Here is a 21,894-nt window from a genome sequence, read left to right on the forward strand (position 1 = left end):
TTTATCAGCCACCGGGCGGCCCCCCGTGGCAGCGCCACCGGACGATGGGGGTCGCTGCCGCCGGACGCCTGCACCTCAGCGTTACGCGTCCTTGCGGATCACCACCGTCCAGCCGCGCCGGCCACGTCGCCCTGGCCGAGAATCGGCTTCCCAGGCGGCAGGGCTCGCGCGGCCAGTTACGGTCCCGCTTCGCCGCCGTGCGCGTCCGCCCGGCCGGCCAGGCCGTCGAGCGTCCCATCCGGGCCGCCGCCTCGGCCGAACGATGCCGGTGGGACGGAGTGCTGCCCGACTGCTGGCTGCTGGTCGAGTGGCCCGGGGGCGCCGAGACGCCCGCCGACGACTGGCTGTCCAGCCTGTCTGCCAACACCCCGAAAACCGACCTGATCCGTGTGGCCAAGGTCCGCTGGCGCATCGAGCACGACTACCGCGAACTCCAGCACGGCCTGGGCCTGGACTACTTCGAAGGCCGGTCCTGGCCCGGCCGGCACCACCACGTCACCCTCGTGACCGCCGCCCACGCCTTCCACACCGAACAGCGTCTGACCCCAAAAACACCCACACCGGGCTCACTCTCCACCAGACCCTCGACGCCCTCCAGACGTTCGGGCACGTCCCGCCGGGGAGCGCCGGTCCGGGTCCGCCACCGTATGCCGTCTGCCAACTGCCGCCGCGTCCACACCTGCGGCCGACCTGGCTTGATGCCCGTCGGCAGCAGAGGCTCAAGCCGGGCCCACTGGCCGTTCGTCAGATTCCCACGTCCCACAGGACGTGATCAGCAACGAACAAGATCCACTTTCGCAACAGACCTAAGCGTGCAGGAGCGTCAGGACGATCGGCGTGGTGAGTGAGGAGAGCCCGGTCGACACCAGCAGGCTGGCTGCGATCGGACCCTCCATGACCTGGAAGCGGGTAGCCATCAGGTAGACGTTCGCGCCGACGCTGATCGAGGCGAGCAGCGTGACCACCTGCACCTCCAGGGTGGGCAGACCGAGGGTGACGGCCAGGCTCCACACGGCCAGCGGCTGGACGACGAGCTTGAGCACGCAGATCCCGGCGGTGAACCGCCACTGGGTGCGCGCCTGGTAGCCGGTCAGGGTGGCGCCGAGGGCGACCAGCGCGAGCGGCGTCGCGGCGGTGGCGAGCATCCCCAGCGGCTGGTTCACCACCGTGGGCACCGGTAGGCGCAGCAGCCCGACTGCGGTGCCGGCCAGGATCGACATCACCACCGGGTTCTTCGCCAGGCTCAGCGCCATCGCACGCAGCCCGGCGGCCGAGACCGAGCGGGTGCGGGTCCACTCGATGGAGACGGTCGCCAGGGTCCACAGCACCAGCGAGTTGAAGACCAGCACCATCGCCACCGAGGGCAGCGCCCGGTCGCCCAGTGTCGCCTCGGCCAGCGGGATGCCCAGCAGCACGTTGTTGGAGAGGACCCCGCCGAGAGCGAAGAGGATCTGCTCCGAACCGTCGCACCCCAGGATCCGCCGGGCGACGATCCGGCCTGCCACGAAAACAACGAGACAGCCGCCGAAAAAGGCCAGCAGGAGTTTCGGCTCCACCGAACCGAGGTCCGAAAGTTCGGTCATCTGCCGGAACAGCAGCGCGGGCAGTGCGACCGCGAACACAAAGCCACTCAGCCCTTTCCATCTCTCCTGCGGCCACGTGCCCCAGCGCGCCAGGCAGTAGCCCACCAGTACCAGGACAAAGAGAGGTACGGTCAGTCCGATATTTCGCGAAAGTGTATCCACGTCAATCCATTCATGTCATGTGTGCGCATGGGCAAGACTGCCGTCACGACACAGTCGCCCGCCACGCTTGTATCACCATGCGAGAAGCCAGCTTCGATCCGACCTGTCCATCTAAAACTGCTCCCAGCAGCGACTTTGCCTGCATTTCGAAAGGTTTCGTCCATCATTCGGACGAGACTTGCAGGGGGATCGGCAACGGTGCAGCATTCTGACTGAAATTACGGAGGCAGTTCCCGAGGGGTCGGACGCGATGCCGCACAGGCCGCCACGACGATTGATGGGAGCGCTCCCACGACGGGAGTGAAAGCTTCCACGCAGAAGTGAAGGGGTTTGTCTTGAGAGCAGCACTCATGAGAAGTGGAAACCCCAGACGCGCTTTCTGACGCCCCTGCGGGTAGAACCGCCGTATTATTTTGCGTGCCGTTCTGATCCTTTTTCAGATGCCGTCCGTTTTCGTCGGCGGCATTGTTGTGGCAGTCGCCACGGGAGTGGTCGCGGAAGTCGTCACGCGCCGTTGCGCGGCGGGTCGGCGCGCCCTGCCCGCCCGCTGCCGCCGTGCGCGTCTGCCTGCCCCCTTGCGCACCCTTCTCACCGTCACACGTTCCAACCTGGAGGTCACGTTGTCCGAGGTCGTAGACCCTGCGTTACCACTCACCCCTCACTCCGGCCTGGCCGGAATGTCCGTTATGGTCACGGGCGCGGGCAGCGGCATCGGTCGCGCGGCGGTCGCCGCGCTGGTCGCCGCGGGCGCCCGGGTGCTCGCGGTCGGCCGCACCGAGCAGACACTGAAGGAGACCGCGGCCGAGGCGGCCGGCCCCGGCGAGGCGTCCTGGACCCGGGCCGACATCCGGCGGAGTGAGGACGTGGAGGCCGCGGTGCGGGTCACCGAGGAGCGGTACGGCCCGCTGCGGGGCGCGTTCAACGCGGCCGGCACGTTCGGCCGCTTCGGCCCGCTGCACGGGGACGACCCGGAGAACTTCGCCGACGTGGTCGGCACCAACCTGGGCGGCGTCTGGGACTGCATGCGCCACCAGCTCCCCCGCATCCGCGAGGCCGGGGGCGGCTCGATCGTCAACTGCGCCTCGGTCGCCGCCCATCTCGGCCATGCCAGGAGCCCGCTCTACTCGGCCACGAAGCACGCCGTGATCGGGCTCAGCAAGTCCGCCGCCCTCCAGTACGCGGCCGACAACGTACGCGTCAACGTCGTCAGCCCCGGCTCGACCGACACGCCGATGCTCCGGTCGCTCTATCCGTCCGAGGAGGCGCTGGACGCCCGTCGCCACCGGGCGCCGCTGCGCCGCCTCGGCACCTCGCAGGACGTCGCCGGCGCGGTCCTGTGGCTGCTGGACTCCACCGCGAGCGGCTACGTCACCGGCCAGACCGTGATCGTCGACGGCGGCGTCACCGCCGGTTCCTCCTGAACCCCGTTCCGCCGTTCACCCCCACCCCAGAAAGGCCAGCCATGCCCGGCACCCTGTACGACAAAGTCTTCGACCTGCACGTGGTCCGCGAAATCGGCGAGGACCAGTACCAACTCCTGGTCGGCCTGCACCTGTTCCACGAAGCCACGAGCCCGCAGGCGTTCTCGATGCTGAGCGAGCGCGAGCTGCCGGTGGCGTACCCGGAGCGGAACGTCGCCACCGCGGACCACGTCGTGCCGACCGCGGACGTCGCGCGACCGTTCGCCGACCCCGAGGCCGAGGCCATGCTGTCGGCGATCGAGCAGAACACCGCCCGGCACGGGCTGCGCTTCTTCTCCCCGGCGCAGAAGGCGAACGGCATCGTCCACGTGCTGGGCCCCGAGAAGGGTCTGACCCAGCCCGGCATCACGCTGGCCTGCGGCGACTCGCACACCGCGACACACGGCGCGTTCGGCGCGCTGGCCTTCGGCATCGGGACCACGCAGCTGCGCGACGTATTGGCCACCCAGACCGTCATCATGAACCGGCTGCGCACCCGGCGCATCGAGATCAACGGCGAGCTGCGCGAGGGCGTCACCGCCAAGGACGTCATCCTGCACGTCATCCATGTGATGGGCCCCAACAGCGGGGTCGGCTACGCGCTGGAGTTCGCCGGTGAGGTCATCGACCGGATGTCGATGGACGAGCGGATGACGATCTGCAACATGGTGGTGGAGGCAGGTGCCCGGATCGGCTACTGCAACCCGGACCGCACCACCTTCGACTACCTCAAGGGCCGTGCGTTCGCGCCGCAGGGCGAGGACTGGGACACCGCGGTGGCCTGGTGGAGCTCGCTGGCCTCGGACGCCGACGCAAGCTGGGACGACGTGGTGGTGATGGACGGCTCCGCCATCGCGCCGATGGTCACCTGGGGCGTGCACCTGGGCCAGTCGGTACCCGTCAGCGGGCAGGTGCCGGGCGAGGACTCCGCCGACCCGGTGTCCAGCGCGGCGCTGGCCGACGCCCGCGAGTTCATGGGCGTGGAGGCCGGGCAGCCGGTGCAGGACATCGCCGTGGACGTCGCCTTCATCGGCTCGTGCACCAACGGCCGGGTCTCGGACTTCGTCGAGGTCGCCGAGGCGCTCCGGCGCAGCGGGCGCCGGGTGGTGCCCGGGGTGCGGGCCATCGCCGTGCCGGGCTCGGTGGCCGTGCGCAACGAACTGGTGGCGCTCGGGGTGGACAAGGTGCTGGTTGAGGCCGGGTTCGAGTTCCGCGAGGCGGGCTGTTCCATGTGCATCGCCATGAACCCGGACCGGCTGGTCGGCCGCGAGGTCGCGGCCAGCTCCTCCAACCGCAACTTCAAGGGCCGCCAAGGGTCCCCGACCGGCCGGACGCTGATCATGTCCCCGATCTCGGTGGCCGCCGCGGCGGTAAGCGGCCACGTGGCCGACCCGCGCGAGGTGTTCCCCGTCGCCGTTCTCGGCTGACGGCTCCCCGGCCGCCCCGCACAAGAACTCCGGACCTGACAGGTCCAGCAGACCTGCCACGCCCGACGAGCCCGACAAGCCCGACAAGATACAGAAGAGAGCACCGCCATGACGACTGCCACCGCGGTCCGCGACGTGATCTCCGGCCCGCCGATCGTGCTGGACGGGGACGACATCGACACCGACCGGATCATCCCCGCCCGGTTCCTCAAGAGCCTGACCTTCGACGCCCTGGGCAAACACGTCTTCGAGGGCGAGCGGGCCAACGCCCGTGCCGCCGGCCAGATCCACCCCTTCGACGACCCCCGCCACGAGGGCGCCAAGGTGTTGCTGGTCGGCGAGAACTTCGGCTGTGGCTCCAGCCGCGAGCACGCCGCCCAGGCCATCAACCGCTGGGGTGTGGACGCCGTGGCCGGGGTCAGCTTCGGCGAGATCTTCCGCGGCAACTGCGCCACGATCGGCCTGCCCTGCGTGACCCTGTCCCGCCAGGACTCGGCCGCGGCTCGCGCCGCGGCCCTGGCCGAGCCGACCGCCACCACCACCGTGGACCTGGCCGCCCGGGAGCTGCGGGTCGGCGCACAGAGCTGGCCGATCGACCTCAACGAGTCGCTGCGGCAGCGCTTTCTGACCGGCACCTGGGACACCCTGACCACGCTACTGGCCGGTGCCGAGGACGTGCGCCGCACCATGGAACGGCTGCCCTACCTGAACGGGTGGCGGACCGCCGCCGCTCCGACCGGCTGAGCGCCGCGGTGACCGGCGGCACAGAGATCACCGTCCCCGTGCCCAGCAGGCACGACCGGGTCCGGCGGCTCCTCGCCGCACCGCCGCCGGGCACACGGGTCCTCGGCTTTCCCGGCCCGCCCACCGACCGGGCCCAGTGGCGGGCCCGGCTGCGCGGCGCGGACACCGTGCTGCACTTCTTCGACGACGGCCGACTGCCCACCGACCTGCTGCTGGCGGCGGCCCCGCGCACCGTCGCGATCGCGGGTCCCGCGGGCGGCTGCGTGGACGCGGCGGCGCTGCGCGGGGCCGGGATCACCGTCCTCGACACGCCGGGTGCCGCCGTCCGGGCGGTCGCCGAACACACTGTCTCGCTGATCCTCCAGGCGGCCCGATCGCCCCTCGGCCACCAGCCGTGGGGCGGCCGGCCACCGCCGCCCGGCGTCGAACTGGAGGACGCGGTGCTCGGCCTGGTGGGCTTCGGGCTGGTCGCCAGGACCGTCGCCCGGCTCTGCCAGGGCCTGGGCATGCGGGTGCGGACCTGCTCGGCCCACCTGTCCGCCGCGGAGGCCGCCGCGCTGGGCGTGGAACGGGTTCCGCTCGGCGAGCTGCTGGCCGGCAGCGATGTGGTCTCCGTACACCTGCGGGCCGCGCCGAGCACCGCGGAGCGCCTGGACCGGAGCGTGCTGGGCCTGCTCCGGCCGGACACCGTACTGGTCAACACCGCGCGGGCCGACGTGATCGACATGGCCGCGCTGCGCGAGCTGGTCCGCGCCGGCCGGCTGCGCCGGGTGGCCCTGGACGTCTTCGACGTCGAGCCGCTGCCCGCCGACGACATCCTGCGCACCTCGCCCGGAGTCGTGGTGACACCGCACACCGCCTGGCTGACCGGCCGCTCCATCGACCGCATGGTGTCGCGGGCACTGCTCAACTGCCTGCCCAGGAAGGACGACTGATGCGATGTTAGACGCGCGGCGCGGACCCAGCGCGCCCCACGGAGGAAGTACCGTACACCGACGCGTCGCCGTGGGCGACGACCACGCCCTGGGGACCATCCTGGAGGGCGTTGCACGGCGACTCGCCGCACACGGCGTCGAGGTCGTCCGGATACCCGCCCGGCCCGCCCCCGCCCTGACCCGTTACGCCCCCTCCGGCGACATCGACGTCGTCGTCATCAGCTCCAGGACCGTACTGAGCCGGTCGGCGCTGCGCTCGGCCACCCGGCTGCGCGGGGTGGTCTTCCCGTCCATCGGCACCGGCTCCTGCGACTCCGACGCGGCCACCGCGCTGGGCATCCTGATCGCCAACGGCGCCACTCGCGAGAACGTACACAGCATGGCTGAGGCCAACGTGCTGCTGATGCTGGCGCTGCTCTACGAACTCCCGCGCAAGCAGGCGCATTTCGAGCAGCGGTGGACCGGTGCCGCACCGGTGACCAGCCGTACGCTGCGCGGCCGGACGGTCGGCTTCATCGGCTTCGGCCGCATCTCGCAGCGCATGACTCGACTGCTGGCGCCGTGGGAGCCGGGGCCGGTGCTCGCACACACCCGCTCCCCAGACCCCGCGGCGTGGCCGGGCGTGCGGTTCACCTCCGTCGAGGAGGTGCTGCGCAGCAGCGAACTCGTGGTCGTCAACCTCCCCTACTCGCCGCACACCCGGGGGATGCTCGGCCGCGACCGCCTCGCCCTGCTGCGCCCCGGCGCCTTCCTGGTCAACGCGGCGCGCGGCGGCATCGTGGACGAGGACGCCCTCGCCGAGCTGCTGTCCTCGGGGCGGATCGGCGGGGCGGCGGTGGACACCTTCGCCGTCGAGCCGCCGCCTCCCGACTCGGCGCTGCGCGCCGCCCCCAACGTCATCCTGACCAACCACGTGATCGGCCACACCGTGGAGATGTTCGACTCCTTCACCGACACCGCGGTGGAGAGCGTCCTGGCGCTGCTGGCCGGCCGGCCGCCCGAACACGTCGTCAACCCGGCGTGCCTGCCCCGGTGGTCCGAGCGCCTCGCGGCGTCCGGACCGGCCGGCGGCGTGCCCCCTGTCCGCTCCACCCCGTAGCACTCCTGACACCCCGAGTGCCTCGCACACTGCTGCCACCTTCGTCACTCCTGTCACTCTCGTCACCTCAACTGCCTCCAAGGAGCAGCCATGAGCATTCACGTTGCCGCCGACGCCGCGGGCATCGCCGCCGCTGTCAAGACGATCGCGGAGGGTGGCGTGGTCGTACTGCCGACCGACACCGTCTATGGCTTCTTCGGCGACGCCACCAACCCGGAGGCCGTGGAGCGCGTCTACGCGATCAAGAACCGCGACCGGGGCAAACCCTTTGTCATCCACACCCGCACGGCGGACGTCCAGCGCTGGGCGCACCTGACGCCCTCGGCCGAGACCTTCATCGAGCACTTCTGGCCCGGCCCGCTGGCGCTCGTCCTGAACAAGCGCGAGGTGATCGGCGACTGGTTCACCCACGGCCTGCCGACCGTCGCGGTGATGTCCAGCCGCAACCACGTGATGCGGGGCGTGGCCGAGGCGCTCCGGGTGCCGGTCTTCGGCACCACCCTCAACTACGCGGGCGAGACCGAGATCAAGACCTTCGCCGGCGCGCAGATCTTCGACAAGGACGTCGACCTGATCCTGTCCGGGGACGAACTGTCCCGCTTCGACAAGCCCTCCAGCATGATCGACTGCACCTCCGAGCCCGCCGCCGTGATCCGGCTCAGCGCCACCGGCATGGACGAGCTGCGAGCCGTCGTACCCTCCGTGGCGCTCGCCCCCGAGCGGCGCAAGTAGAGCACGGCCCCCTCACAGCCTCCGTACACCCGTGGTGGGACGGCCCGGCCGCCGCACCACAGCAACGAGCGGAACACTCCGCCGCTCCGCGAACGGGGAAAGGAAAAATGGAAACACTCATAGGTGGATCCGTAGGCTTCCGCACCAGGACCGCCATGGCGCTGGGACAGCAGAGGGCGGCCTGCCTGACGCCGGAACTGGCCCAGCGCGCCGTACTGGACGACCTTGTCTCCCAGGCCACCGGCACGGCCTTCGACCGCGAGCACGGTGTGGCCGGGATCCGTACGATCGAGGACTGGCGCGCCGCCGTCCCGATCCGCCCGTACCACGCGTACCGCCCCTGGATCGACCGCGTCATCGCGGGCGAGCAGTCCGTGCTGACGACCGACGAACCGTACGCTCTCCTCACCACCTCGGGCACCTCCGGGGACCCCAAGCTGATTCCCACCACCCGCTTCTGGCGCCAGCACTACCGCGGCCCCGCGCTGTACGCGCAGTGGGGCCTGTATTTCCAGCTGCTGGGGCTGGAGACGGTGGCGCCGAACACCGCGCTCGACCTGTCCTGGGACCGCACCGCGCGCCCCGGCCGGGTCGGTGAGCTGCCCGTCTACGGCATCACCCAGCGGCAGTACTCGATGGGCGGGAACGACTGGACCCCGCCCTGGTACGGGGCGCCCTGGTTCGCCGACACCGTGCCCGGCGAGGACCGGATGTACACCCAGCTGTGCTGGCTGGCCGACCAGGACGTCCGGCTCGTCGTCGCCGTCAACCCCTCCAAGCTCGTACGGCTCGCCGAGCAGCTCGCCGACCGCACCGACGACCTCATCCGCGACGTCCACGACGGCACCATCGGCCGCAGGCGCGTACCGCAGCTGCGCGCCCGGCCCGAGGCCGCCCGGCGGCTCGCGGCGCGGGCGGCGGCCCGGGGAGGCCCGCTCCAGCTGGAGGACGCCTTCCCGGCGCTGAGCCTGCTGGTCTGCTGGATGTCCGGCTCCGCGCGGCTCTACGAGCCGTGGCTGCGGCGGATGGCGCCGGGCGCGGCGATCCTGCCGTTCAGCACCACCGGCACCGAGGGCATCGTGACGCTGCCCATCGACAACCACCTCACGGCGGGCCCGCTCGCCATCAACCAGGCCCTCTACGAGTTCACCGAGATCAGCGACATCGAGGACGAGAGCATCGGCGCGAGCCTGGCGCCGGAGGAGGTGGAGGTCGGCAAGACCTACCGGCTCATCATGAGCCAGGCCAACGGCATGTACCGCTACGACACCGGTGACGCCTACCAGGTGGTCGGATGGACCGGCCGGACGCCCCGGCTGGAGTTCCTCGGCCGGGTGGGCCACACCGCTTCCTTCACCGGCGAGAAGCTCACCGAGAACCAGATCCACCTGGCCGTACGGCGTTCATGGGGGACGCCGGGCCGGCCGCTGCCGCTGTTCACCTCCGTACCGATCTGGGAGATGCCACCCCGCTACCTGCTGATGATCGAGGGCCTGCCGCCGGGCACGGACGCCCGCGCCTTCGCCCACAAGGTCGAGGAGTCGCTGTGCGCGCTGAACGGTGAGTACGCCGACAAGCGGTCCGGCGGCAGGCTCGCCCCGATCGGCGTGCACGTGCTCTCCGAGGGCTCGTTCGCCGCGGTCACCCAGGCGCGGCTGACCGCCGGGGCCGCCGCGGCGCAGGTCAAGCACCACTGGCTGCAACGGGACGGCTCCGTCGTCGAGGCGCTGCGGTCACTGGGACGGCTCGGCGGTCCCGCCCTGGTGCTGTCCCAGCGCGCCTCGGGTCTCTCCGGTGCTCCGGGATCCGCCGGCTCCTCCGTGATGCAGGGGACGCCCCGGTGACCGGCCTCGCGCCACGCCCGGCCGGGGCGCCACCGGAGCCCGTACCGGCCGCCGCAGTCGCGCCGGCTCGCGTACCCCGACCCGGATCCGTACCGGCGGAGCCGCGCCGGTACGCCGTGCCGGCCGCCGACGGGCTGGAGCTGGTCCTGCACCACTGGACCGGTCCCGGCGTCCGCGCCGCCCTGCACTACGTGCACGGCATCCAGTCCCACGCGGGCTGGCTGCGGGAGACCGGACCGGAGCTGGTACGGCGCGGGGTCGAGGTCTTCGTGCTCGACCGGCGCGGCAGCGGCCGCAGCGCCGGGCCGCGCGGGCACGCCCCCTCGGCCGAGGTACTGATCGACGACCAGGCCAGGGCCCTGGCGGAAACCGTGCGCCGGCGGTCCTGCGAGCGGGTGGCGGCGCTGGGCCAGAGCTTCGGCGGCAGCCTGCTCGCCGCCGTTCTGGTGGCGAGACCGGCCCACCTGGACCCGGTGGTGTTCTGCGCCCCGGCGCTCGGCCAGCAGCGAGCCCGCGCCGGCGGCGACCCCGAGCGGCTCGCCGCGCTGCGTGCGCTGCGCGGCACCGCTCCCGCGCCGCTGAGCCTGGCGGACCGGGACTACACCGACGACCCGGCCGAGCTGGCCCGGATGGGCGCGGACCCGCTGATGGTCCGGGAGGTGACGGCGGGCATGCGGGCAGCGATGGTGGGCCTGGAGGACGTCTACACGGCCGCCGCCTCCCTGCCGACCCCGCACCCGCCGCTCCTCGCGGTGCCGCGCCGCGACCCGGTCATCGACCTGGACGCGGCCCGGCGGGTGCTCGCGGAGAAGGCGCCGGGCACGGTGGAGCGCCGCTTCGTCACCGACCGGCACTACCTGGAGTTCTCTGCCGACCGCGTCGCCTACTGGGACTGGCTGGCCGCCGCCGTGCTCGACCCGCGGGGCGGTGGACGGTGATGCGGGTGATCGCGGTGCGGGCCACGGTGGCCGCGGTGCCGATGGACCGGCCGTTCGGTCACGCCGCCGCGCACCGGGACCGGACCGCCAGCGTGCTGCTCGAGGTCTGTACCGAGAACGCCACGGGATGGGGCGAGGCCGCGCCCCGGCCCTACGTGACCGGGGAGACCGTGCAGACGGTGGCCGGTCAGCTGGGCCGCCTCGACCCGGAGACGCTGGGCCGGCTGATCGGGCCGGGGAGCTTCGAGGAGCGCATCGCCCGGCTGGCCCGCACGGCGGGTGCCCCGCTGGGCCGGCTGCTGGACCCGGCGGCCCCGGCGCCGAGCGCGGCCGCCGCGCTGGAGCTGGCGTTGCTCGACCTGGTCTGCCGCAGCCACGGGCGCCCGCTGCACGACGTCCTCGGCCTGCTGGGCCTGCCGCCCGGCACGCTGCGGGACGCCCCGGGGCCCGTGGTGCCCTCCGAGGTGGTGGACCTCGCGCACGATCCCGGCGAGGTGCTGGCTTCGCTGCGCCCGCCCGCCCGGGCCGCGCTGCGGCACGTCAAGGTCAAGGTCGGCGCGGACCTCGGGGCCGCGCTCCGCCGGGCTCTGGCGGCCCGGGCGGCGAGCCCGCACACCACCTTGTCCCTCGACGCGAACACGGCCTGGGACCCCGGCGAGGCAATCCGCGCAGCGGGCGCGCTGCGCGCGGCCGGGGTGGACTGGGTCGAGGAACCGTTCGCACCCCGCGACTGGGCGGCGCTGCGCCGGCTGACCGGCACCGGACTCGGCGTGATGCTCGACGAGTCCTTCCGCGACGAGGCGGACCTGCGCCTCGCTGTGGAGCTGCGGGCCGCGACGCATGTCAACGTCCGGATCTCCAAGTGCGGCGGCCTGATCGCCTCCGCGCGGCTGGCCGCACTGGCCCGCTCCGCCGGGCTCGGCTGCCAACTGGGCGTGCAGGTCGGGGAGGTGGGGCCGCTGTGGGCGGCCGGGCGGACGCTCGGCTGCGCGCTGGCCGGGTTGCGGGCGGCGGAGACCGGCCGCCAGGACGAGTGGTTCCGCGAGCCGCTGACCGTGCCCGCCTTCGCGGTGGACCGGCATGCGCAGACGGCCCACCCGCTGCCGGGGCCGGGCTGCGGCGTCGTACCGTCCGCCCGCCTGCTCCGGGAGGTGCCGCACGCCGCCATCACCTCCGCCACGGCCACCGCCACCGCCGTCACCACCGGACCGGCATCCGCCGCTCATGAGGAGGAGATCGTATGAGCCGCCCGGAAAACGTCCTGATCACCGGTGCGGGCGCCGGGATCTGCGCCGAGGTCGCCCGGCGCCTCGCCGCCCAGGGCCACCGGCTGATCCTGGCCGACCGCGACGCGGCCGCGCTGCACTCCGTGGCCCGTGAGGTGGGGGCCGCCGCCCTGACCACCGAGCCGTGGGTGGTGGACGTCCAGGACGTCGGCGCGGTGGAGAAGCACTTCGCCGCGCTCGGCCCCGGCCTGCTGCCGACCGCGCTGCTCAACGGCGTGGGCGGCGACGCCCGGCGCCGCCCGGTCACCGACCTGCGCGAGAGCGACCTGCTGGACTCCTTCCTGCACAACGTGGTCACCGCCTTCACCCTGATGCGGCTGGTGGTGCCGGAGATGACCGCGCGGGGACACGGCCGGATCGTCAACCTCGCCTCGATCGCCGGCCGCAGCTACAGCGTGTTCAGCAACGCCGCGTACGTGACCGCCAAGGCGGCGCTGCTCGGCCTGACCAAGCAGTACGCCTGGGAACTCGCGCCGCTGGGGGTGACGGTGAACGCCGTCGCCCACGGGCCCATCGCCACCGACCGCATCACGGCGGCGTGGCACGCCAAGTCCGAGGAGGAGCGCGACGGGCTGACGGCGCAGATTCCCGTCGGCCGGCTCGGGACGGTCCCCGAGGCGGCGCACCTGGTCCTGCCGTTCCTCACCGGCCCGTCCGGGTTCGCGACCGGCGCCGTCCTCGACGTCAGCGCGGGCATGGCCATCTGACCGGGCCGGTCGGCCCACCGGGTGCTCCCCTCCGCCCGGCCCGGTCCCACCGGGTCCGGCCCGGCTGGGACCGGCCCGGTCCCGTCCCGTCCTGCCCCAACTCCCACTCTCCCGACCCCTGGAGTCACCATGCATCCCCCATTCGACTCGTTCGACGTGATTGTCGTCGGTTACGGCTTCGCCGGGGCCGCCGCCGCCATCACCGCCCACGACCAGGGCTCCCGCGTCCTGGTGCTGGAGAAGATGCCGCACGGCGGCGGCAACTCCCGTGTCAGCGGCGGCAACTGCGTGATCGCCCGGTCCGGCGACGGCGACCGCCGGCGCCTGGTGGACTACCTCCACACCCTCTGCCTGGGCAGCACCGGCCGCGATGTCGTCGAGGCCCTGGTGGACGGCGCTGCGGACCTTCCCGAGTGGTTCGCCGCGTTGGACGCCGAACTCTCCGTCCCCGAACAGCTGATCATCGCCGACACCTATCCCAGGACCCTCAAGGGCCCGGGCTTCCCCGCAGTGGCGGGCGACGGGATCTACTTCGACAAGTACTGCGTCGCCGGCTCCCCCGAGGTGCCGCCCTCCCGGCGGATGTGGGAGGCGCTGGAGGCGGCCGTCGAGGCCCGGGACATCACCGTGCTCTTCGAGGCCCGCGTCCAGGACCTGGTCCGGTCCCCCTCCGGCGAGGTGACCGGGGTCGAGCTGACCCTCCAGGGCCGGCCCGTCCGTATCGACGCCGCCCAGGGCGTCGTCATGACGTGCGGCGGCTACGAGAACAGCCCCGAGCTGATCTCCGAGTACGTGCTCCCGCCCGGCGTGCGCTTCGCCGGGAACCCGGGCAACACCGGGGACGGCGTACGCGTCGCGCAGCGTGCCGGGGCGGACCTGTGGCACATGTCCCGTACCTCGACGATCATCGGCTTCCAGAGCGAGGAGTACGTCGCCGCCTTCGGGATCTTCTTCCCGACCCACGGCTTCATCTACGTGGACCGCCACGGTGAGCGGTTCGCCGACGAGACGGGCCTGGAGCTGCACGAGTTCCACCGGCTGCTGTCGGAGTTCGACACCCACACGGTGGACTACCCGCGCCTGCCGAGCTGGGGGGTCTTCAACGAGCGCACCCGCCTGGCCGGGCCGCTGAGCTGGTCGGTCAGCGGCTACAACCGCGAGCTGTACCAGTGGAGCGCGGACAACTCCCGCGAGATCAAGATGGGCTGGATCGTCCAGGCCGACACAGTGGCGGAGCTGGCCGAGCGGATCGAGGTGCCCGCCGAGGCACTGGCCGCGACGCTCACCCGATACAACACCGCCTGCGCCGAGGGCGCCGACCCCGAGCAGGGCCGCAGCCCGGAGACACTGGAGGCCATCGAGGGCCCGTACTACGCGATCCGGCTGGAGCCGACGGTGCTCAACACCCAGGGCGGCGCCCGCCGCGACGCCCGGGCCCGGGTCCTCGACACCCGCGGCGCGGTCATCCCCCGGCTGTATTCGGCGGGCGAGTTCGGCTCGGCGTGGGGCGGGCTCTACCAGGGCGCGACCAACATCACCGAGTGCCTGTCGGTGGGCCGGATCGCCGGTCGCGAACTGGCCGCACTGGACCGCGTCGGCACCGGGACGACCGAGGATGCCGGCGCGGCCTGGGACGGCGGCGTGGTGGAGAGCGCCGAGGCGACCGCGGCCGCCGCCGCGGACCGGCGCGAGCAGGCGGAGATCACCAGGTGACCGGCCTCAGAAAGTACCTGGCGGGACGCACCCGCAAATGGGGCGCGGTGGTCCGGCTGGCCCCGCGCGGCGGCACCGTCGCCCTGATCCAGTCGCTGGCCATCAACGTGTCCATCGCGGTGCTGCCCACCGCCTTCGTGGTGTCCATGGGCGTGCTGCTCAACCGCATCGCCCGGCTGGACGGCCGGTCCGACTGGAGCACGGGCGCCGACCAGCTGCTCGTGCCGTTCGCGATCGCCATCGCGGTCTTCGTGACCCAGCAGATGCTGCTGCCGCTCCAGCTGGCGTACGGCGAGATCATCACGCGCCGGGTGGACGCGTACTGCATACAGCGGCTGATGCGGGCCGCGTCGGTGGACGCCGACATGGTCGCGCTGGAACGGCCCGAGACGCTGGACGTGCTGAACGACGCGCGTGCGGCACTGGACCGCGACCTGCCGACCCCCGGTGACGCGGTGGCCGGGGCGCTGGCGCTCCTCGCCCGCTACGGCCAGCTGATCGGCGCGCTGGTGCTGGTCGGGGTGGTGCTGTCGCCGGTGGCCGCCGTGGTGCTCGCGGTGACCGCGCTGACGCTGCGCTTCGGCCAGCGCGGCTCGCTCGGCCGGCTGTCCCGGCTGTGGTACAGCCTGGCCGCCACCCGCCGCGGCCTGGCCTACGTACGCCGGCTGGGGTCGGGGCCCGCCGCCGCCAAGGAGATCCGGGTGCTGGGCCTGCTGCGGTGGGTCCGCGAGCTGCACCAGCGCCAGGCGGACGCCTACTACGGCCCGCTGTGGCGGCAGCGCTGGAAGATCTCCTTCCGCCCGTTCCTGGCCTACGCGGCAATCGGTCTGGTCGGCACCGCCGTGGTCATGCGCTGGCTGGCGTCCGGCGCCGCGCACGGGGACATCACCATGCTCGACTTCGCCATCGCGGTGCAGGCGGTGCTGATCCCGATCCGCTTCGCCGCCTTCTTCCCCGAGTGCGACGTGCAGACGCAGTACGGGCTGGAGGGATACGAGGCGATGGTCCGCTTCGAGGAGATGGCGGCGGCGAACGCCCGCGACCGCGGCGAGGACAGCGCCGAGGACGCCGCCGAGGTCGTCGCGGGGAAGGCGGCCGCGGCCGTCCGCGAGCAGGCCGCGGGAAACCCCGCCGGACGTACCGCCGGGGCAGGGAAGGCCGCCGCGCCCGCCCCTGTCGGTACCGTCCGCTTCGAGGACGTCCGCTTCCGCTATACCCCCGACGGGCGCGACATCCTGCGGGGCCTGGACCTGGAGCTGCGCCCCGGCACCTCGACCGCGATCGTCGGTCTCAACGGTGCCGGCAAGACCACCCTGGTCAAGCTGCTGACCAAGCTCTACGAGCCCACCTCCGGCCGGATCACGGTGGACGGCGAGCCGCTCTCCGGCGCGCGGACGCGTGCCTGGCAGCGTCGGCTGGCCGTCATCTTCCAGGACTACGTGCGCTACGAACTGAGCGCACGCGACAACATCCGGATGGGCGCGCCCTGGGTGCCGGACGCCGCGATCGAGCCCGCCGCGAAGCGGGCCGGGGCCGTGTCGGTGCTCGACCGGCTGCCCGCCGGACCGGACACCGTGCTCTGCGCGAGCTACGCGGACGGCCAGGACCTGTCCGGCGGCCAGTGGCAGCGCGTCGCGCTGGCCCGGGCCTTCCACGCCGTCGAACACGGGGCCTCACTGCTCGTCCTCGACGAGCCGACCGCCCAACTCGACGTGCGGGCCGAGGTCGAGTTCTTCGACCGCTTCATCGACGTCACGGAGGGAGTGACCAGCGTGATCATCTCGCACCGGTTCTCCACGGTGCGGCGCGCGGACCAGATCGTGGTCATCGAGTCCGGCCGGGTCGCCGAACGCGGCAGCCACGACGAGCTGAGCGCGCTGGGCGGCCGGTACGCCGAGCTGTTCCGCCTCCAGGCCCAGCGCTTCGAGGAGGTGGCCTCGTGACGACCGGTGCGACGCTGGCCACCCGGCGGCTGCTCGCCATGGCCTGGCACATCGACCGTGGACGCCTGCTCAAGGCGATCGCGCTGATGCTGGTCGGCCTGCTGGCGACACCCGCGGTGGCGCTCGTCATCAGGCGGTTCGCGAACGCCGTCGTGCGCCACGACAGCGGCCGGGCCGCCGACCTGGCCCTGGTGATCGCGGGGCTGCTGCTCTGCGAGCTGATGATGACGCACTTCGCCCACCTGTTCCACTTCGAGCTGGGCGAGCTGATGGAGACGGCGCTCTACGACGAGATCATCACGCTCTCGAACGGCAGCGCCCGGATCGACCACCTGGACTCCCCGGAGTTCAGCGACACCATGGGCCTGGTGCGCGAGGACCTGGTCCGCACCCGGCATGCCCTGGAGGCGGTGCTGCTGCTCGGCGGCCTCGGTCTGCAACTGGTCATCACCACAGCCTTGCTGAGCAGCGTGGACCCCTGGCTGGTACTGCTGCCGCTGGCCGCCGTGCCGCCGGTGCTGATCTCCAACCGCGCACACCGGATCAACGAGCGCGCCAAGGAGGAGACGACGGAGCCGAGCCGGCTCAGCCGCCACCTCTTCGAGGTCGCCACCACCGCTTCCTCGATCAAGGAGCTGCGGCTGTACGCCGCGCAGGAGACCGTGCTCGCCCGGCAGGCAAAGGCGCTGGAGGAGGCCAACAACTGGCGCTGGCGGGCGTTCCGCCGGGGCGCCTACCTGCGGGCGGCCGGGCAGTCGCTCTTCGCCCTCACCTTCGGCGGGGCGGTGCTGGTCGTGGTGAACGCCGCGCTGGACGGCCGAACCACGATCGGTGACATCATCCTGGTGATCACGCTGGCCGTGCAGGTCAGCATGCAGGTGGCGAGCGCGCTGGCGCTGCACACCAAGCTCCAGGGCGCGGGCCGTACGTTCGAACGCCTCCAGGAGGTACGCGAACAGGTCGCCGACGAGGTGGTCCCGGCGGCCGGTACCCCCGGCCCGAGCGGCACCACGGCCACCTCCGCCTCCACGGCCGCCGCCACGGCAACGGCCACCCTTGCCCCTGTCATGCGCGACGGCATCCGTCTCGAAGGCGTCGGCTTCCGCTACCCCAACAGTGACCGCGCGGTGCTGGAGGACGTCAGCCTGCACATCCCGGCCGGTGCCTCGCTGGCGCTCGTCGGGGAGAACGGCGCGGGCAAGAGCACACTGGTCAAGCTGCTGTGCGGGCTCTACCGCCCCACCTCGGGCCGGATCCTGGTGGACGGCGTGGACATCGCCGCGCTGCCGCCGGACGCCTGGCGGTCCCGGATCGCGATGCTCTTCCAGGACTTCGCCCGGCTGGAGCTGCGGCTGCGCGACAACGTCGGTGTGGGCGACGTCGCGCGGGTCGACGACGACGCCGCGCTGCACGAGGCGCTGACGGCGGCGCGGGCCGGGGCGGTCATGGACCGGCTCCCGGACGGTCTGGAGAGCCTGCTCGGCCACGAGTTCGGCCAGGGCGCGGAGCTGTCCGGCGGCCAGTGGCAGACCCTCGGTCTGGCGCGCGCCTCGATGCGCACCGATCCGCTGCTGCTCGCGCTGGACGAGCCGGCCTCCGCTCTGGACGCCAGCGCGGAGCACGCCCTCTTCGAGCGCTACCTCGACCAGTCCCGACAGGCCCGGCGGCGCTCCGGCGCGGTGACGCTCTTCGTCTCGCACCGCTTCTCCACGGTGCGGACGGCGGACCGGATCGTCGTGCTCCAGAACGGCGGTGTGCTGGAGGAGGGCAGTCACGACGCGCTGGTCGCCCGGGGCGGTCTCTACGCCGACCTCTACGGCCTCCAGGCCCGCGTCTACCGGTGACCCGCGGCCGCCCGCCGCCCCGCACCCCGAACGCCCACAGCGCTCACCCAGCAGAGAGGCGAACATGCCCAACACCCGAGAGCCAGCCGAGCCCGACATCCGAGAGGCAGCCGTGTCCGACGTCAGCACCACCATCATGCGCATCTGCGCCGAATCCCTGAGCCTGGCCGAAGTCCCGCTGGACGCCAACCTGGTGCTGCTCGGCGTGGACTCCATGACCGCCGTCGAGATCGTCACCCGGATCGAGCTGGAGTGGGGCGTGGACGTCGTCGAGACGTTCTTCACGACCCCGACCGTCCAGGCCATGACCGCTGCCGTCGAGCGCGCCACCGCCGCCGACGACGCCACTTCCACGAGGTGACCCTTCCCGTGACCACCACGACACCCGCCACCGCACCCGCTTCGGCAGCCGCGCCCACCGCGCTGTGGACCGGCGAGCACCGGGCCGCCGCGAGCACCCTGCACGGCCTGCTCGCGTACGCCGCAGCCCAGCACCCCGACGCCCCCTACCTGCCGGCGGTGGAGGACCCCCGGCAGGCGCTGTCCTTCGCCGCAACGCTGGACTTCACCCACCACCTGGACGCCTACCTGACCGGGCGTGGCGCCGCGGTGGGCGACCGGGTCGGGCTGGTGCTGCCCAACTCCACGCTCACCGCGCTGCTCTTCCTCGGGGTGATCGCCACCGGCCGGGTACTGGTTCCGCTCAACCCCAAGTCCGGCCCCGCGGAGGTCGAGCACATCCTCGACCAGACCGCGCCCGCGCTGATCTTCAGCGACTCGGTACTGGCCCAGCAACTGGGCCTGCCCGAGCACGGCCGGCACCTCGTGGACGACGAGGCCGCGCTCTTCCGCGCCGTCATGGCGACCCCCACCGACCCGCACCGGGTGGCCGCGCTGTCCGCCGCCCGGGGCGACGCCGAGGTGGTTTACCTGCCCGACGTCTCGGGGCGGCCGAAGGGCGTCGTGCTGACGCACGCCAACCTGCTGTCGGAGGGCTTCGCGCTCGGCGAGCGCTTCGGCTTCACCGCCGAGGACTCGTTCCTGACCGTCATCGGGCTCTTCCACAACAGCGGTCAGGTCTTCTCACTGCTCACGCCGCTGTGGTGCGGCGCGCGCGGCGCGGTGGTCCGGCCCGAGGTCGCGATGCTGCGGTTCTGGCAGCTCGCGGACCGGCACCGGCCGACCTGGACGCTGCTGGTCCCCTCGTTCCTGGAGATGCTGGTCGGCGACGAGCGGCGCGGCACCCGGCCGACCCTGAAAGGCGTACTGGCCGGCGGTGCCCGGCTCAGCCCGGAGCTGATCGAGAGCTTCGAGGGGACCTTCGGGATCAACGTCCACCAGTGCTACGGCCTCACCGAGACCACCTCGGTGGCCACCGTGGAGGGCTCCGACGCGGTCGGCCCGCTGCGCCGCGCCCGGGGCAGCGCGGGCACCGCGCTGCCGTCCTGCGAGGTCGCCGTCTTCGACCACGAGGGGCAGCGGGTCGCCGCCGACGTACCGGGCGAGGTGTGGATCCGCGGCGACAACATCTTCGACCGCTACTACGAGCTGCCCGAGATCACCGCGGGCAAGCTCATCGACGGCTGGTTGCACACCGGAGACCTCGGCCGGATGGACGCGGACGGCAACCTCTTCATCCTCGGCCGTTTCGACGACCTGGTGATCATCGGCGGGGAGAACGTCTACCCGGCCGAGGTCGAGAAGCATGTGCCGCTGCTCGACGGCGTCGCACAGGGCTTCCTGGTCGCGGTCCCGCACCAGGTCATGGGTGTCGAACTCGTACTCGTCTACCGGCCGGAGGAGGGCGCCGCGCCCGCGCCGGAGCGCTGGCGGGCCGAACTCGTCCGCCACCTGAGCGTCTTCAAGGTGCCCCGCCGCTACGTCACGCTGGCCGAGCTGGGCCTGGTCGAGGTACCACGCACCCCGGCGGGCATGCTGGACCGGCGGTCCCTGGCGAGCGTCACCGCCGAGGCCCTGGGTGTGGACGGGGGCCGTTCGTGACCACCGACACCACCGAGGGGGCGGCGACCGCCCTCGTCGTGCCTTTCGCCGGCCCCGGGCTCGGCCGTACCCCGCTCACCTGGGGGCAGCGGACGATCTGGGAGGGGATCCGCTGGCTCGGCGAGGACCGGCACTACTACAACATCCGCCGCACGCTGCCCGTCCCCAGCCTGACCCCGGCTGCCGCGGCCGCCGCGCTGCGCACCCTGGTGGAGCGCCACCAGGCGCTGCGGACGTACTTCACCGACGGCACCGACGGCAGCGGTGACGGCATCGGAGGGCCCGTGCAGGACGTGCGGGCCGAGGGGAAGTTCACGGTCGCGGTGCGGCACGCGCCCACCGCGGAGGCGGCCGCGGAGACGGCCGCGGCGCTGCTCGCCGAGGAGGGCGGCCGGCCGTTCGAAGCGGGGCAGTGGCCGGTCCGCTTCTGCCTGGTGATGGTGGCGGACCGGGTGGAGTTCCTGAACATGGTCCTCGACCACCAGACCGCGGACGGTTCCGGTGCCGCTCTCGTCGTGGAGCAGCTCACCGCGCTGCTGAACGGCCGGCCGGCCGACGAGACGCCCGGGCAGGCACCCGACCCGGCGCCCGCCCGCTGGCAGCCGCTGGACCAGGCGGAGTACGAGACCGCGGGCGAGGGCGCGCGGCGCGGGAAGCTGTCGCTGGAGTACTGGCGGCGGCAGCTGGCCGTGGTGCCGCTCACGATGTTCGACATGCCGCCCCGGGAGCCCGAGGAGCAGCGGTTCTGGAAGGTCCGCCTCACCTCGCCGGCCGCCGCGGTGGCCGCGACCCGGATCGCCGAGCGCACCGGCCGCACCACCTCGGCGGTGCTGCTGACCGCGACCAGCCTGGTGCTCTCCCGGCTCACCGGGCATACCACCGGCGTGCTGCAGCTCATCGTCGCCAACCGCTTCGACGACAACCGTCGCGCCCTGGTCGCCGAGCTCTGCCAGGACGGCCTCTTCGTGCTCGACCGCACCGAGGTGGCGACCTTCGACGGCCTGGTCGAGGCCGCGTACCGCTCGGCGCTCGTCACCTACCGCTACGGCTTCTATGACCGGGTCGAACGGGACGCGCTCATCGCCCGTGTCGCGGCGGAGCGCGGTGGCGCGATCCGGCTCAGCTCCTACTTCAACGACGCCCGGCTCAACGACGGCTGGTCCGCGCTCCCGAAGGCCGCCACCGCCGATGAGCTGCGCGCGCTGACCGCCGAGACCGAGACGGACGTGCTCGGGAAGTGGGAACGGCAGGACTCGACGTTCTTCCTGGCCGTCAACGAGTGCGCGTACGCCTGCCGGATCAGCCTGCTGTCCGACACCGCGTTCATCAGCGTGGCGGAGACCGGTGCGGCACTGCGGGCCATCGAGGCGGCGCTCGTCGCGGCCGCGTTCGAGGACGTGACCCTCACGGCCGCGCTCGCCGCGTCGGACCTCGCACCGATCCCACGGCCCACCGGGACGGAGGCCGTGTCGTGAG

The 21,894-nt window shown here is 72.6% G+C and carries 17 protein-coding genes and 2 pseudogenes; 17 read left to right on the forward strand and 2 right to left on the reverse strand.

Going from position 1 to position 21,894, the window contains the following annotated elements; genetic code table 11:
• Positions 1 to 104: 104 nt before the first annotated feature.
• A pseudogene (locus tag ACZ4W9_RS13135) lies at positions 105 to 599 on the forward strand (IS701 family transposase); the annotation flags it as partial.
• A 56-nt stretch (positions 600 to 655) separates the two neighbouring features.
• Here the strand turns inward: ACZ4W9_RS13135 and ACZ4W9_RS13140 are convergent.
• Together ACZ4W9_RS13140 and ACZ4W9_RS13145 are read right to left on the reverse strand one after the other, a co-directional pair.
• Positions 656 to 763 (reverse strand): annotated as a pseudogene (locus tag ACZ4W9_RS13140) (IS5 family transposase); the annotation flags it as partial.
• Positions 764 to 806: 43 nt separating this feature from the next.
• Positions 807 to 1,745: an AEC family transporter gene (locus ACZ4W9_RS13145; protein ID WP_467935251.1), complete on the reverse strand. Its 939-nt coding sequence runs from the start codon at positions 1,743 to 1,745 to the stop codon at positions 807 to 809.
• 677 nt (positions 1,746 to 2,422) lie between these two features.
• Here ACZ4W9_RS13145 and ACZ4W9_RS13150 point away from each other — a divergent pair.
• From ACZ4W9_RS13150 to ACZ4W9_RS13225, 16 genes are all read left to right on the forward strand, one after another.
• Entirely contained in the window at positions 2,423 to 3,166 is a 744-nt protein-coding gene (locus ACZ4W9_RS13150) for an SDR family NAD(P)-dependent oxidoreductase (RefSeq protein WP_467935253.1), read from the forward strand.
• A gap of 41 nt (positions 3,167 to 3,207) precedes the next feature.
• Positions 3,208 to 4,632: a 3-isopropylmalate dehydratase large subunit gene (locus tag ACZ4W9_RS13155; protein WP_467935254.1), complete on the forward strand. Its 1,425-nt coding sequence runs from the start codon at positions 3,208 to 3,210 to the stop codon at positions 4,630 to 4,632.
• A 108-nt stretch (positions 4,633 to 4,740) separates the two neighbouring features.
• On the forward strand, positions 4,741 to 5,376 hold the full coding sequence (locus ACZ4W9_RS13160; RefSeq protein ID WP_467935256.1) for a 3-isopropylmalate dehydratase small subunit: 636 nt from the start codon (positions 4,741 to 4,743) through the stop codon (positions 5,374 to 5,376).
• Positions 5,346 to 6,311 (forward strand): NAD(P)-dependent oxidoreductase, encoded by a 966-nt coding sequence (locus ACZ4W9_RS13165; protein ID WP_467935257.1) that lies wholly within the window; start codon positions 5,346 to 5,348, stop codon positions 6,309 to 6,311. The genes ACZ4W9_RS13160 and ACZ4W9_RS13165 overlap by 31 nt, the downstream gene beginning before the upstream one ends.
• A 70-nt stretch (positions 6,312 to 6,381) precedes the next feature.
• Positions 6,382 to 7,410, forward strand: a complete 1,029-nt coding sequence (locus ACZ4W9_RS13170) for an NAD(P)-dependent oxidoreductase (protein WP_467935259.1) — start codon at positions 6,382 to 6,384, stop codon at positions 7,408 to 7,410.
• Between the two features lie 90 nt (positions 7,411 to 7,500).
• Positions 7,501 to 8,142, forward strand: coding sequence for an L-threonylcarbamoyladenylate synthase (locus tag ACZ4W9_RS13175; protein WP_467935260.1), 642 nt, complete (start codon positions 7,501 to 7,503; stop codon positions 8,140 to 8,142).
• Between the two features lie 107 nt (positions 8,143 to 8,249).
• Positions 8,250 to 9,986 (forward strand): GH3 auxin-responsive promoter family protein, encoded by a 1,737-nt coding sequence (locus ACZ4W9_RS13180; protein ID WP_467935262.1) that lies wholly within the window; start codon positions 8,250 to 8,252, stop codon positions 9,984 to 9,986.
• Between the two features lie 116 nt (positions 9,987 to 10,102).
• The gene (locus ACZ4W9_RS13185; RefSeq protein WP_467935263.1) at positions 10,103 to 10,924 is read left to right on the forward strand and encodes an alpha/beta fold hydrolase; all 822 of its coding nucleotides are present in this window, start codon (positions 10,103 to 10,105) and stop codon (positions 10,922 to 10,924) included.
• Entirely contained in the window at positions 10,924 to 12,168 is a 1,245-nt protein-coding gene (locus tag ACZ4W9_RS13190) for an enolase C-terminal domain-like protein (protein ID WP_467935264.1), read from the forward strand. The genes ACZ4W9_RS13185 and ACZ4W9_RS13190 overlap by 1 nt, the downstream gene beginning before the upstream one ends.
• Entirely contained in the window at positions 12,165 to 12,917 is a 753-nt protein-coding gene (locus tag ACZ4W9_RS13195) for an SDR family NAD(P)-dependent oxidoreductase (RefSeq protein WP_467935266.1), read from the forward strand. The genes ACZ4W9_RS13190 and ACZ4W9_RS13195 overlap by 4 nt, the downstream gene beginning before the upstream one ends.
• Before the next feature lie 129 nt (positions 12,918 to 13,046).
• Positions 13,047 to 14,630, forward strand: a complete 1,584-nt coding sequence (locus ACZ4W9_RS13200) for an FAD-dependent oxidoreductase (RefSeq protein ID WP_467935267.1) — start codon at positions 13,047 to 13,049, stop codon at positions 14,628 to 14,630.
• Positions 14,627 to 16,573, forward strand: coding sequence for an ABC transporter ATP-binding protein (locus ACZ4W9_RS13205; protein WP_467935268.1), 1,947 nt, complete (start codon positions 14,627 to 14,629; stop codon positions 16,571 to 16,573). The genes ACZ4W9_RS13200 and ACZ4W9_RS13205 overlap by 4 nt, the downstream gene beginning before the upstream one ends.
• Positions 16,570 to 18,417, forward strand: a complete 1,848-nt coding sequence (locus ACZ4W9_RS13210; RefSeq protein WP_467935270.1) for an ABC transporter ATP-binding protein — start codon at positions 16,570 to 16,572, stop codon at positions 18,415 to 18,417. The genes ACZ4W9_RS13205 and ACZ4W9_RS13210 overlap by 4 nt, the downstream gene beginning before the upstream one ends.
• A 64-nt stretch (positions 18,418 to 18,481) precedes the next feature.
• On the forward strand, positions 18,482 to 18,778 hold the full coding sequence (locus ACZ4W9_RS13215) for a phosphopantetheine-binding protein (RefSeq protein WP_467935271.1): 297 nt from the start codon (positions 18,482 to 18,484) through the stop codon (positions 18,776 to 18,778).
• Between the two features lie 8 nt (positions 18,779 to 18,786).
• Positions 18,787 to 20,418, forward strand: a complete 1,632-nt coding sequence (locus ACZ4W9_RS13220) for a class I adenylate-forming enzyme family protein (RefSeq protein ID WP_467935273.1) — start codon at positions 18,787 to 18,789, stop codon at positions 20,416 to 20,418.
• Complete coding sequence (locus ACZ4W9_RS13225; protein ID WP_467935274.1) at positions 20,415 to 21,893, forward strand: condensation domain-containing protein; 1,479 nt, start codon at positions 20,415 to 20,417, stop codon at positions 21,891 to 21,893. Before ACZ4W9_RS13220 ends, ACZ4W9_RS13225 begins: the two co-directional genes overlap by 4 nt.
• Position 21,894: the final 1 nt, after the last annotated feature.

The sequence above is a fragment of the Streptomyces sp. NPDC029296 genome (assembly GCF_055569255.1).

Excerpts from the sequence above, each read along its gene's own strand:
- ACZ4W9_RS13175 (WP_467935260.1), top strand. The coding sequence starts at position 7,501 with ATGAGCATTCACGTTGCCGCCGACGCCGCGGGCATCGCCGCCGCTGTC.
- ACZ4W9_RS13215 (WP_467935271.1), top strand. The coding sequence starts at position 18,482 with ATGCCCAACACCCGAGAGCCAGCCGAGCCCGACATCCGAGAGGCAGCC.
- ACZ4W9_RS13150 (WP_467935253.1), top strand. The coding sequence starts at position 2,423 with ATGTCCGTTATGGTCACGGGCGCGGGCAGCGGCATCGGTCGCGCGGCG.
- ACZ4W9_RS13180 (WP_467935262.1), top strand. The coding sequence starts at position 8,250 with ATGGAAACACTCATAGGTGGATCCGTAGGCTTCCGCACCAGGACCGCC.
- ACZ4W9_RS13200 (WP_467935267.1), top strand. The coding sequence starts at position 13,047 with ATGCATCCCCCATTCGACTCGTTCGACGTGATTGTCGTCGGTTACGGC.
- ACZ4W9_RS13190 (WP_467935264.1), top strand. The coding sequence starts at position 10,924 with ATGCGGGTGATCGCGGTGCGGGCCACGGTGGCCGCGGTGCCGATGGAC.
- ACZ4W9_RS13195 (WP_467935266.1), top strand. The coding sequence starts at position 12,165 with ATGAGCCGCCCGGAAAACGTCCTGATCACCGGTGCGGGCGCCGGGATC.
- ACZ4W9_RS13155 (WP_467935254.1), top strand. The coding sequence starts at position 3,208 with ATGCCCGGCACCCTGTACGACAAAGTCTTCGACCTGCACGTGGTCCGC.
- ACZ4W9_RS13160 (WP_467935256.1), top strand. The coding sequence starts at position 4,741 with ATGACGACTGCCACCGCGGTCCGCGACGTGATCTCCGGCCCGCCGATC.